This is a genomic window from Azospirillum oleiclasticum (assembly GCF_013423485.1).
In the GTDB taxonomy this organism is placed as follows: Bacteria; Pseudomonadota; Alphaproteobacteria; order Azospirillales; family Azospirillaceae; genus Azospirillum; species Azospirillum oleiclasticum.
Map to the genome: position 1 here is coordinate 733,092 of NZ_JABFFR010000001.1, position 12,337 is coordinate 745,428.

11 protein-coding genes are annotated in these 12,337 nt (G+C 57.5%); 7 read left to right on the plus strand and 4 right to left on the minus strand.

Annotated features, from left to right (window positions below):
- Nucleotides 1–487: 487 nt before the first annotated feature.
- Nucleotides 488–1,285 (minus strand): hypothetical protein, encoded by a 798-nt coding sequence (locus HL658_RS03510; RefSeq protein ID WP_180280480.1) that lies wholly within the window; start codon nucleotides 1,283–1,285, stop codon nucleotides 488–490.
- Nucleotides 1,286–1,677: 392 nt separating this feature from the next.
- Here HL658_RS03510 and HL658_RS03515 point away from each other — a divergent pair, with 392 nt between their 5' ends.
- Nucleotides 1,678–2,775: a BrxR family helix-turn-helix transcriptional regulator gene (locus tag HL658_RS03515; RefSeq protein WP_180280481.1), complete on the plus strand. Its 1,098-nt coding sequence runs from the start codon at nucleotides 1,678–1,680 to the stop codon at nucleotides 2,773–2,775.
- A gap of 128 nt (nucleotides 2,776–2,903) precedes the next feature.
- Here the strand turns inward: HL658_RS03515 and HL658_RS03520 are convergent, their stop codons facing one another.
- Nucleotides 2,904–3,236: a hypothetical protein gene (locus HL658_RS03520; protein WP_180280482.1), complete on the minus strand. Its 333-nt coding sequence runs from the start codon at nucleotides 3,234–3,236 to the stop codon at nucleotides 2,904–2,906.
- A gap of 237 nt (nucleotides 3,237–3,473) precedes the next feature.
- On the opposite strand from HL658_RS03520, the gene HL658_RS03525 reads away from it, so the two are divergent.
- The 4 genes from HL658_RS03525 to HL658_RS03540 are packed head-to-tail and all read left to right on the plus strand — an operon-like array spanning nucleotide 3,474 to nucleotide 7,148.
- The gene (locus HL658_RS03525) at nucleotides 3,474–4,199 is read left to right on the plus strand and encodes a hypothetical protein (protein WP_180280483.1); all 726 of its coding nucleotides are present in this window, start codon (nucleotides 3,474–3,476) and stop codon (nucleotides 4,197–4,199) included.
- Nucleotides 4,196–4,978, plus strand: coding sequence for a uracil-DNA glycosylase family protein (locus tag HL658_RS03530; protein ID WP_180280484.1), 783 nt, complete (start codon nucleotides 4,196–4,198; stop codon nucleotides 4,976–4,978). The genes HL658_RS03525 and HL658_RS03530 overlap by 4 nt, the downstream gene beginning before the upstream one ends.
- Complete coding sequence (locus HL658_RS03535; protein ID WP_180280485.1) at nucleotides 4,975–6,219, plus strand: MBL fold metallo-hydrolase; 1,245 nt, start codon at nucleotides 4,975–4,977, stop codon at nucleotides 6,217–6,219. The genes HL658_RS03530 and HL658_RS03535 overlap by 4 nt, the downstream gene beginning before the upstream one ends.
- Nucleotides 6,216–7,148 carry a hypothetical protein gene (locus HL658_RS03540; protein ID WP_180280486.1) on the plus strand — a complete coding sequence of 311 codons (933 nt, stop codon included), beginning with the start codon at nucleotides 6,216–6,218 and terminating at the stop codon, nucleotides 7,146–7,148. Before HL658_RS03535 ends, HL658_RS03540 begins: the two co-directional genes overlap by 4 nt.
- Nucleotides 7,149–7,164: 16 nt before the next feature.
- Here HL658_RS03540 and HL658_RS03545 read toward each other — a convergent pair whose 3' ends face one another.
- Nucleotides 7,165–7,593 carry a hypothetical protein gene (locus tag HL658_RS03545; RefSeq protein ID WP_211109642.1) on the minus strand — a complete coding sequence of 143 codons (429 nt, stop codon included), beginning with the start codon at nucleotides 7,591–7,593 and terminating at the stop codon, nucleotides 7,165–7,167.
- Nucleotides 7,594–8,447: 854 nt separating this feature from the next.
- Between HL658_RS03545 and HL658_RS38140 the strand changes: the two genes are divergently transcribed.
- Together HL658_RS38140 and HL658_RS03550 are read left to right on the plus strand one after the other, a co-directional pair.
- Entirely contained in the window at nucleotides 8,448–8,636 is a 189-nt protein-coding gene (locus tag HL658_RS38140; protein WP_425485316.1) for a hypothetical protein, read from the plus strand.
- A 1-nt stretch (nucleotide 8,637) separates the two neighbouring features.
- Nucleotides 8,638–9,009, plus strand: coding sequence for a hypothetical protein (locus tag HL658_RS03550; RefSeq protein ID WP_180280488.1), 372 nt, complete (start codon nucleotides 8,638–8,640; stop codon nucleotides 9,007–9,009).
- 868 nt (nucleotides 9,010–9,877) lie between these two features.
- On the opposite strand, the gene HL658_RS03555 is transcribed toward HL658_RS03550, so the two are convergent.
- Nucleotides 9,878–12,256, minus strand: a complete 2,379-nt coding sequence (locus HL658_RS03555) for a flagellin N-terminal helical domain-containing protein (RefSeq protein WP_180280489.1) — start codon at nucleotides 12,254–12,256, stop codon at nucleotides 9,878–9,880.
- Between the last annotated feature and the right edge of the window lie 81 nt (nucleotides 12,257–12,337).

Sequence of the window (12,337 nt, forward strand, 5' to 3'; positions counted from 1 at the left end):
GAGACGATTGGGCTCCAGCGGCATGCTCCAGGGCAATAGGGCATTGTAGTAGGTGAGGTCGCGATTGCAGCCTATGGTGTTCAGGACGCAGTCAGCCAGAGACGCGGGTTACGGTCGTTGCTCTTGGCGGTCTCGAAGAGCGTGTAGAAGACCGCCGTGGCCTCGCCGACGCCGTTCCTTACCGGTGATGACCTCGACCCTCTGAATCAAGCGGGTCTCCTTATGGACTCCATTGGAGCCGCCGTAGACCCGCTCTTCCTCTACTTCTTCACGACCGGCAAGGCGGCGTTCCGTAGCCGCTTAGAGAACTGGCCCGCATGTCACCTGATATGTGCCGGTAGTTGATGTACCGCTGATGGAAGGCTTTTGCTTCGGCCGCCTCGGGGAGGACAACGGCTTCCCCTCCGAGGCGGCCTGGAACCCACCGGTACTCTACGCGGTTCATGAATAGCAGTTGTTAAGCGAAACAGGTAGCCTGACCGCTGCCTCAGACTGGTGGCAGACTCGCAGCAAGTTCGAAATGGCGGCTCCACGGCCCAGTCAGCATCTGTCGAACACGATTCCTAATTCGTTCGTGATGGTCTGGTACAGCCACAATGAAGTACGCCCGACATGTACCTCGGCGAAACACCAACGCAGACACGTCAGTTGATCCCGGCATTCGACGTCGGAATTCAGTGGCAAGCGTTGCAACCTGTACCTTTACCGCCGCGGTCCTGTTAAGGTGATGATAGACGACGACCGACTGGCCGCGAGAGGAAAAAGCTTTAACTTCATCCCAGAAGGTGTACTTCGTCCCATTGTTATTGGTTCGCCTCGCAGAGGAACACTCGACACCATTGTCGGGATCAAGGAAGACAACTTCGTATCCTGCAGTTGCGGATAGTGCTCGCTGCACCCAGGCATTGCGGGCGGCAAGTCGAAAGGCGGGAGTTGTATTATTAGAGAAGGAAAGCGGCTCACCATAGAACGCTGTGCCGGAGGGGAGAATGGACGACTGTTCCACAGTCGCTACCCTGCGACGTTCTGGAACAGGCCCGCCGTCCTCACTGATCAACAGTCGACGCATCTCGTAATATAGCCCTGGGTCGCAAAGGCTGTACTCGGGCTTTTCGACCAGAAGATAGCTTAGGTGCTTGCCGTCAGCATTGTGTTGCTCGTCCGGCGTAAGATACCACACTACGCCAAGGGACAGATTTGGTGTAATCGGCTTGCTGCCGCAGATGGCTCGCAAGAGTCCATATTTCCCAAAATCACCAACGTCAAAGGTGTACCTATCCTGCATACGCTTCTCCTTTAAGTGCTGTGGAGCCGCTTGGTGCGATGTCCGCACGTAATGACGCAGAAGTTGTCTGATACTGCGACGTAGGTATTGAGCTTCCTCTCTACAAACCTGTAATCCTCCTTTCCAAGTATTGAAAGAACATGATGACGTTCTTTCCTGCCCAGAAAATAGATCCAAGCTCCATTTCGGCGGATCTTTCGGCCGTATCTCAGCAGTAGGTGTATCACATCGCTGGAGATCGACCGTTGTTGCTGACGCTCTAAGGCATGGGCGGTGACGCCGTAGGCTGGCACATTTTCCTCACAGTCCTTGCGATCACGAGGACTACGGTGACATCATTCGTGATGGCCTGCCTCCGGCTGACCGAAAGTTTCTTGCGTTTGGTGTGAGACATGGAAGTCCAGTGGTGCAAGGATGACGCCGCCTTTCAGCAGAAGGTCCGCAAATGGGAAATACGCAAGCGGCTGGAGTTCATTGAGTTCCTCCTCTTCTGGGAAGAGCGGCTGGCCCTCGACGATATCCGCCGATATTTCTCAGTCTCCGCACCACAGGCGGCTAACGATGTGAGGCTATACGAGGAGGTCACCGCACGGTTCGACTCCGGCAGGGTGGTGGGCAATGTACAGCCGAGAAAGAAGGGAGATTGGGTTCAGGCTACTGCGGACTTTGTCCCGAGGCTAATCGAGCCGGATTTCGACGATTACATGAGCTTCTACGACGGCCGCTGGCGAGCTACATGGAAACCCCGAACTGTTGCAGATCCAGGTGGCGACAGCGGATTTGACCGGCGGCCGGTCAGCAGGATCGTTCGCGTCACGACAATAGAGCGACGGGGCGTAGACGCTGAGGTGGTACGAAAGCTCCTGAGTGCGATTAAGGAGAAGACGAGCCTAGAAGTCGAGTATCTATCACCGGACTACGATCGGCCCAAGTTGATTACGATTACTCCTCGTTTTCTTGGCCATGATGGATTTAGATGGCACGTGCGAGCCTTTCGCCATCAGGAAGGTGGATGGCGGGACATCGTGCTGGAACGGATATGTAAGGCAGGCAAACCCCATCGCGAAAAGAAGGCAAGCGGCGTGACAGAAGACCAAGAGGATAGAACGGTATCCATCGCCGTGACTCCACACGCTGGCCTTGCCGAGCACCAGAAGCAGAACATTGCCGCACAGTACCCTGGCATGGCAGACGGCATCTGGGTCGGGCAAATGAAGCGGAGCTTCGTATCATACTTCCTTAAACGCTACCAGATCGAGGAGGATAGTATTCGGAAGAGTGCCCACCAACAACCACTTGCACTGGTGGATCGGGAATTGGTTACCAAGCAGATTAATCCAGACTGGCGTGTGCCACCCGGAGATCGCTTGGACCCGCTAACGCCCTTGCTCAGGCAGGCTAGGAAGAGAATGGCCGTCCCTGATTCTGTCCAGGATTTGGAAATTGTCGTCAATGCCCTACATCGGTTCGTGAGTGATGGTGAACATTAAAGTTGTAAAAGTTCGTGTCAAATTCACGGACCTCGTCTGGCACTCCCTCTGACCAGCGTTCGACAGCACCGGTCCAGGTTCTGCAAATCTGTGTCTCTACTGTTTTGATACTTTAGGTACCGGTTTGGCTAGGTTGTCGTAGTGGAGGTCGTTAAGGAGGACGCGGGATCGAATCGCAACCTCCACCGGCGGGTAAATCCGTCGGGCCACAGGGCGAACAGGGCCAGCAAGGCTTCGGTTGTCTTCCGGCATCGCTCGGCAGTCGGGAACAGCTTTCGCCCGAACTCAACCAGCGTCGTCTTCGCACGAAGGCATGTCAGCACGTTCTGGAGCGGAGCCCGGCGGCTTGCCAACCCGCGGATCTGCGGCATGACCGAGGTGATCGTCGCGGTGACCGCAGTGGCGTCCATCACCATGGTGGCGTCCTGCTGGTCCTCGGCCGCCTGACGAAAGCGGGTCATGAGCAAGGGGGTCGCGATCTACGGCAGAGTCGGCACCGACGGGCAGACGTCGAGAACCGACTCCCCGAACTCCAGGCGGTTGCTGACGGGCTTGGCTGGGCGGTGGTCGATATCATCACCGACGACCGAATCTCCGGCATCACCGGACGGGACCGCCGCCCCATTGGCAAAAAAGTGGCATCGCAGCGTCCGAACGGAGATTACAATAGCTGCCTGCGGTGCAAGGATCGAGGCGGCATGGAGTTCATCACGACCAATGAAGCCTCCAACGGCAGGCCCGTCCACGCCGGTACCGCCTCGGCCGCCACCGACATCCAAGAGATCATGCGGCGTCTGGCGACCAGCCGGCCGGTGTTCCATTCGGAAGCCGACTTCCAGCACGCCTTCGCCTGGACCGTCCGGGAACTCCACCCGGCCGCTGGGGTGCGGTTGGAGTACAAGCCGGCAATCGCCGGGCCGCGGCCGGAGATAGACATTTGGCTTCGACTGGGGGAGCGGATCGTGGCCGTCGAACTGAAGTACCTCACGTCGAAGCTGGAGGCGGTCATGGACGGCGAGACGTTCCGGCTCGCCAACCAGAATGCTCTGCCCATTCGCCGCTACGATTGTGTCGCAGACATCGAACGGTTGGAACGCGTTGTGGAAGCCTTTGGGGGGCAAAGCCTGATCGAGGGGTACGCCGTGGTGCTGACAAACACTCGGTCGTGCTGGCTTGGCGGGTCCGATGCCGGGACCATCGACGCCGCGTTTCGCCTTCCAGAGGGGCGGCGGCTGTCCGGTTCCTTGGCTTGGGGCGAACGGGCAGCGGCGGGAACGAGGCGGAACCGCGAGCACGCGGTTGTGCTGAAGGGCTCCTATGTCGCGGCATGGCGTGACTACTCGGTGGTGCCCGGCACCAACGGCACGTTCCGCTACCTGCTGAACAGTGTCACGGGGGACGCGTGGGGAGCCCGTCGCCAATGAAGCCGGAAGCCTTTGTCGAACGGGCACTGTCCGGTGTCGACGACGCCTGGATTCCGATCCTGACAGCCGCGTGGGAGGAGATACCCCTAGAGTATCGACGCGAGGTCGCCACGGCCAAAAGCCTCGTGCCGAAAGTCGAGCAGATCTTCGAACCGTTTCGAAAGGTGAAGCCGTCAGCCGTAACGGTCATCTTTGTAGCCGAAAGCCCCTATCCACAGGCAGGCGTAGCCAACGGCCAGGTGTTCCATCCTGGCCAGGAGCAACTCTGGTCGAAGAAGGGGTTTTCGGCCCACGTGAACCGGTACGGGTCGCTGGCGACGTTGCTCCGGATGCTGTTGCGTGCCGAAGGCATCATCCAACAAGGCCACCGTAGGGGCCGCGACATCGCCCGTGGACTGAAGGTAGAGACGAATCTCCGGAAGGTGGATACAGTCAATGACCTTTTTGCTCGCCTCTACACCAATGGCGTTCTACTGCTGAACGCGACGCCGATTCTCCGCTGCAACGTGGCCAAGGATGCCAAGGCGTGGCAACCCTTCAACCTTGCCATTATCCGGAGCGTCACGGACCTGGCTGCGGCTCCGCCGAATGTCGTGCTTGCCGGCGAGCTTGCGGGCTGGTTGAAAACGGAATTGACTGAACAGGGGATGAGCGTTGTCCTCGCTGCCCACCCTGCGAGTCGTCGTCACCGCATCGAACGCTTCGTCGAGTACAGTGATCTCCACGCTGTATTCTCCCGCCTGGAGATCATCTTTCACACGACGGGCGACTCGAGATGAGGGTCTGCATCCATCGTGGGGCCAAACAGATCGGCGGCACCTGCATCGAGATCGAAGCCGGCAGCCGGCGGATCGCTTTTGATATCTGCCTGCCGCTGGATGCCGCCGACGACACCGCGTCGATGCTGCCCGCAGTGCCGGGTTTTCGCGACCCAGACGACAGCCTGCTGGCAGTCGTGATCTCCCATCCTCACCAGGACCATTACGGTCTTGCCCGGCACCTCCGCCCCGACCTGCCAATCATGATCGGCGGGGCGGCCGACCGAATCCTCAAGGCGGCAGCATGCTTTATTCGATCAGGGGTTTCGTTCCAGAACTTGATCCCGTTGCGTGACCGACGGGTGGTTGAGATCGGCCCGTTTCGTGTCCTGCCTCTGCTGGTCGATCACTCGGCGTACGACGCCTATTCGCTCCTTGCTGAGGCTGACGGAAAGCGGCTCTTCTACACTGGCGATTTCCGGGTACACGGTCGGAAGGCGGCCCTGGTTGAGCGGCTCATCGAGCACCCGCCTGCCGGAGTCGATGTCCTCCTGATGGAAGGCTCCTCTATCGGCCGCCTCGACGAGGACGACAGCTTTCCCACCGAGGACGACCTGGAGCACGAGTTCGTGGACGCGATGCACGCCACGAAGGGCACGGTGCTGGTGTACGCCTCCGGCCAGAACATCGACCGTTTGGTGACGGTGTTCCGGGCGTGCCGGAAGACCGGCCGCCAACTGGTGATCGACCTCTACACCGCCGAGGTGCTGCGGGCCACCGGCAATGACCGAATACCCCAAGGCTGGTGGAGTGGCGTTCGGGTTTTCCTCCCACACCGCCAGCGTGTGTGGGCGAAGCGGAACGAACTCTTCGACCTCGTCCCTCGGTACCGGGCCAACCGCATCGACCCGGAAGAACTTGCGTCGGCGGCCTCGACGACCACCGCCCTGTTCCGCCCGTCGCTGTGTGAGGACCTGGATCGAGCAAACTGCCTTGCAGGGGCGTCGGTCATCTACTCGATGTGGAGCGGGTACCTCCGGGACGAACGCTCGGAACCATTTCTGAAGTGGCTCGACCGGCATTGCCTTCCGATGGTGAAGGTGCACACCTCCGGACATGCGTCGGTAAGGGGCCTGAAGCGACTGGCCGACGCCATTCGGCCTCGGCGTCTGGTTCCGGTGCACAGCTTCAGCCCCGACCGTTACTCTGACTATTTCGACAACGTGGACATTCGGGGAGATGGGGAATGGTGGGAGGTATGACGCTGGATGGCACGACCACGCCGGCGGTGTTCGACCGTGGCATCGACGAGGCGTTCGTCTCCGCGTTGAATGTGGCGTACGACGAGGGCGGTTGGTGGAGGAGGCTGGCCGACGACACAGATCTCGTCGTCGCCATCCGGTCGAACTACCTGAACGTCTATTGGCGTGGGAACAGCCTGCTGCGGGTAGCCCACGAGAAAGGGCGGCTCGTTGGGCGGGTCCACTACAAGTACCTTCTTAGGCCAGATCGGACTCCTGAGTACGTTGGCGTCAAGGATGGCCGTGCCGTCATTCCAGACCCGGCGTCCTTCCTCACCCAGGACATTGGTGACGTGCAATCACTGAAGGCAGCCGCCAAGCCGTACGCCGGAGCCGAGAAGATCGGCGTCCACAACATCGTGATGAGCAATCCGAACATCGTGGATGTGGAGGTGGCATTCGCGGTCGCGGGGATGAAGGGCGACGCCGGCAATCCCCGAGTCGATTTTGCTGCCGTCCACGAGATGGCAAACGAGGTCCGGCTCGTGTTCTACGAAGCGAAGCTGTTCTCAAACGCAGAAGCCAGGGCTGGCGGGGACGCTCCGCCAAGAGTGGTGGAGCAGATCGGCCGGTACGCCAGCCTCCTGCGGCAGCATGACGGGCAGGTCGAGCGATCCTACAACCGGGTGTTTACGAACCTGCTGACGGTGAAGGGCGTCGTCGGCCGGCACCCTGAGCGGGATGCGGTGCTGCGGAAGGTGCTCTCGGGGGAGAAGCCCGTGGTGATCTGCGACCGCCCCCGGCTGGTCCTGTTCGGATTCGACGACGATCAGAAGCGGGGAGCGGTTTGGGCCAAGCACCGGGGCAAGCTTGTGGATCTGCTGGGAGCAGACCGGGTTCTGCTCCGTGGCAGCAGCGTTGGGTTCACCACCGGCATCTCGGCACCTTAAGGGACGAGGACACCACCTACTCCTTCTGCATGGCTTCGAGGATCTGGAGGACGCGGAAGAATGGATTCACCGCGTCCTGGGTTTCGACCTTTGCCCGGAGCCGCAATCTCTCGACGCATTCGCGATACTGGCCGTTGATCACCAACTCCAGTCCATCGATCCGGGACAGCCGCTCAGTCAGGTAACCCTTGGGGACCCGTGGCGACCAGAACTGGAAACGGATCTCGTCGAACCGCTGGAGGTGACTGGCCGCGTACGCCCGCTGCCGGGCGTGCTTCTCAGTGATCTTCCTCACCGTCGATTCGTACGTGCCGATCTGAAGGCCCTTGATGTGCGTGGTGACCTCGCAGAGGAAGGCTCGACCGTTTCGGAAGTCGTAGCCGACCACATCAAGTTCGCCGAGCCCCTCCAGGCCGCCGCCCGGTGGTCGGACGTTGTAGTCCACCACATCGCACCCTTCCTCCGGCTTGAGGTATGCTCCCAAAACATACTCACGTATGTCGGTCTCCACTGAGAAATCGCCTCAACCGCCTTTATATTCTTGGTAGCAATCGGTGTATCGCGAACATCAAACCAGTTCGCAACAGTCCAAATCTGAAGTTTGACGATACCCAAGGGTCAATTTTGGTATTCCCTTACTAGCTTGATCTGCCGTACCATGGCAACATGGGACTGCACGCTGCACTGGGATAATGTTAGTTTTTGAGGAAGGGTTAGGGCAATGCCAGCGTCGACCCTTGAATTTCGTTTTCCAAAGGGAGCGTGCTGTCACAACAACATGCTCAATATTACAGAGATAGACGAGCAGGAGATTGATGATGTTGCTATATTCTCTAGGGCGAAATGTAATAAAAAATCCGATATTGGAAACATGCGTGTGGTGGTGGTTAGGCATAATACGTCAGAGGTGGAGAAGAAATTTAAGCCGGCATGCGGGTATGACGCTTAGGGATATCTCAGCAAATCGTGACATTGTGTAAGTCAGGGTATGTTTTTAGCATCGGAGGGTGTTTATGGAACAGAACTTCGAAACTGATGAAGATCGCATGATTGCACGGCTTGAGATGCACAGGGATACTGTAACATACATTTGCGATATCCTTGCCAGAGAAGATATCCTTTACAAGCGAACAATAGGAAATAGTCCCAAGGGTGATGTGCTGGTAGTTAACCGCGGAGACATCGAAAGAGTGCAGACCGTTTTGATGACCCACGACATTGGGGGGGGGAATGGCTAAGGACGGTAATGAGGGTAGCAATTCAACGCCCTCGATAGAGGTAAAAACAACACTAGTCAATATGACAACTGTTAAGGAAATTAATAGGGTAAGATCTAGTAGCGGCTCAGAAACTATTGCTGTTGTTACCACAGATAGGTTCACCGAGCAAGCAAGGAAAAGCCTTGAGCAGCAGGGCGTTGCGTGCGTTACGATATCAAAGGATGCCATAAAAGAGCATATGGAAAAACGAAAAGGTAGAGGAGAGTAAAATGGAAATCATTTTTTACAATCCCAGCTTTACAGATGACATTGATTCCGAAGTTGAGGATATCGTTGTCTCCGAAAAACTGTTCGAGCGTCTCGCAAAAACGGAATTTTCAAAAATCGGCGTCTCTGAACCATTGTCGATTAACATAGACGGGGAAATGATTGAAGTTGTTGTTGTGAAAGTTACGCCGATTATCAGAAGATCCATCCTTTTGTATTTCGGAGAACTGCTGTTTAATGTTGTCTCTGAAAGAATCGGTGAGGGCGAAGACATTGCTAGGGAGAAATATAAGGATTATTTGCGTGACGAGGTATCTATTGTTGAGCTAATTCGGATGTTCGGCAATGAGAGATTCACATTGGTCCAAAGGTGATGGCTGGGATGTTTGCTTCCTAGGCCGAGCTTGCTTCCTGGGGCATGCCACCGCAACACTTCGGTGGTGTGGTATCCTATATCGTACCCTATCCCACTTTTAGGGGGGCGACCGAGGGCACGACGCAGATCCAAGCCCGACTCGGCGGCAAGATGGAGTCGGTGGACGTAGATCGGCGTCCGATTGCCCCCCTCGATGACCGCGGCAAGGCCCGGCACCGGAACGCCTTCTCCAGCATCCTCAGCCCCTCATTGGTCCGCCGCGTTCGACTCAGCACAATCCGGTGCCGATGCAGACCGAACTGGTCGAGGCCAAGTCCGTCCAGGGCTCGGCCATCGGCCGCTGACCCTGAACGCAGCCAGAAGACGGGACCGGTGCCGTGCCGCCCAGCCAATCCAGCGACGAAGCCGATGCGGGCAGCGTCATCATCCTCACCCAGGAGTTCGTGGACGGCTCCCGATCGCAAACCGCAATCCGGCAGGTGACTGCCGATGGCGGGGACACCAACGCTCAGCGGCGGACGACGTTCGGTCAAACCCAGGCATTCCAAGGCTCGGATGCGGTCCCGGAGGGCCGCGATGTTCTCACGTTGATCCATCGTGATGCCCTTCGGAAAAATTCCTGTTTCGTTCTGATATGCTCCGTGGGACGGGGGTGTCAAGAACGTGGCGATTCAACCAAAGTCGTTACCCGCAATGGCGAGTCGTGCGGGTTCGCCGGCCTCTCAGCATCTTTAGTAACTCCTATGGACCCAAGGGCAAAGCGTCCTTGAAGGTATTGTTAAGTGCAAGCTTATGCTGTGCATAATCGTCAAGCATCGGCTTTCCCCGCCGTCACTTCACGGAGTTCAGCGTCATGTCTCCGGGTTCTATCCGAACAAGGACAGGATTGCCTGCTGGCTCTGGTTGGCGATGCTCAGAGTGGTTGTGGCCAACTGCTGCCGTGTTTGAAGGGCCAGCATCTCGGAGCCAACTTCATTCTGATCAATGAGCGTGAGCTTGTTCGCACCTTCCTCAAGAATATTCGAGAATCCCTTTGTAAAATCCTCCCGCGTGGTGATGATGGCCAAGCCATTGGTCAGAACCTGAGACGCTGTCCGAACCCGCTGCTCGGCGGTATCCAGACCCGCGATGGCGTTTTCTATGTCCGCCCGGTCCATCCAGCCATTCTGGCTATAATCGACATGCAGGCCCTTGCCTTCTACCTGGAGATTTTGACTCTCCATTATGATACCATTTCGATATGACGGGTCAAAGGCTGCAAACAGATCATTCGATCGGCTTGCCTCCTGCGTCATAGTTGTCTTGAGTGACGCTGAATACCTCGTTCCATCCGGCCACCTTATGGTCAGATCCTGCCAAAATGGGATGAGCGTCTGATCAGGATCAGTCCCGAGGCGAGATACCACGCCAACTCGCATTGATGACGCAGGAACTTCATTCGTCTCTGGAAAATTAACACTCAGGTACGTATAACCAGCATTCGGTACGACCGATGCAAACGTACGCCCGAAATCGTCCGTAAACGAAATTGTTGCCTCCCCAGGACCAGCACTGTCTATGGGACCTTCCTGGACGCGAATGTTAGTGGAACGGCCGGGTATAAACCCTTGGATGCTCTCCGGGTTAAGGTTGTAAACACCTTGATACACTTTATAAGGGCCAATGTTGTTGTCAAATACCCAGGGAAATTTCGGCAGACCATCAAGGATTGGCGAGTTCGTGGCAATTCCGAACCAACCGTCAGCATGTGGCTGATCATCGGTGATGCCATACCATCCAGGAGACCCTTGGCTTACCGGCTCAGAAAGGCCAATGTCCTCCTCATAAGGATTCAGAAGATCGAGGGCCTCAACGTTCAAGTATATCGTGGCACCTGAGTTTGGATTATTTCCACCCAGGACGATGGGAAATTTAGTCAGCTTTTCATTTGGAATTACAGAATGCGTTACGGAATCATATCTTGCATCCCATATATATAGATCACGGAATCCTGGGGAGTTCCCATCTGGTAGTCCCAGAGAATAACTAAAGTATGTTGATTGTGGGACCTGAAGATATTCACTTGCTTGATCTGGAGGAACGCCGACAGGTTGATAGAAGGAGGTCCCGCGTTCTGCGGAAAAGCCCATCTGGAACACGGAATTGGTTCCGGGAGCGAACGGGTCTGTTCTGGAGCAGAGCCGCTGCCCATCGACCTCGATCCTGACTGTTCCGGTCGGAAAAACGAAATCATTGACACCGTTGGCGAGCTTTCCTTGCCCAAGGGGGCTCATGAGGTCGCGGGTTACTGTAATCCCCTGCCTGTTGGTAACCTGCACGGCCAAGGCAGCGTGCTTCTCGATCTCAACCGAGCGGGTGCTGCCGTTCCCGGCAGTCGCGTCCATAAGGTCGAAATCCACGTCAAATCGGACGCGGGAGCCGCTCTCGAAAGCGTGGTCCAACGATAGGGGAAGGCCGGCGGCATCTGCCACCTTCCATTCGTCAACGGTGAACTTCCGAGTATACGCTTCGGGCGGATTCGAGACGGTGATGGTCTTGTCCCGGCCGGGACTCCCAGTGACCGTGATCTGGATGTTGTTGAAGTTGCCCTGGGTTGAACTCATCAGTCCGCTGACCGAGAGGCCCTTAAGGCCGAGTTGCCGCTCCGCGTCAGCGATACCCTCGGCAGCCCCCGAGATCTCGCCGTTGCCGACCACCTGGATGTCATAGGTGTCGGGGGACGTGATGTCGGTCACGCGAGCGTTCGTGACACCGACGATCCGCCGCACGTCGAGTTTGCTCTCGGTGGTCGCCCCCATCTTCGAGCCGTCACCGACCAGGAGGTTCTTGCCGCCGTAGCCGCTGTCGCGGGCAACCCCATTGATCTGGTCCAGGATGCCGTCGAACTGGCCGGCGAGGCTCTGGCGGGTCCGGATGGACGCCGGGTCGGTTCCGAGGCTGGACAACGCTGCGGTCGTGAGCCCACGGGCTTGTGCCAGCAGATCCCCGATGTGCTTTGTCCCTTTGTCCCCGGCTCTGGCCGTGGAGATCGCCTGCCCGATGGCATCCTTCATGGCCGTCAGATCCCCGGCCCGCTGCGTCAGGGCCTTGGCGGAGAAGTAGACCGGTGGGTTGTCCAGAGCGGTATTGACCTTCAATCCGGTGGCGAATCGCTGCTGGGCAGCCGACAGCCCTTGCTGCGTCACCTGGGGGGTCAGCACGTTCGCCCGCACTGCGGCGGAAAGCTGGACGTCGGATGAAGCCATTGCGTCAATATCATGTTTGCATGATGTCAGTGTCTATTATATCAAGCAAACTTGATGCCATCATGCAAAACCTTCCACTGC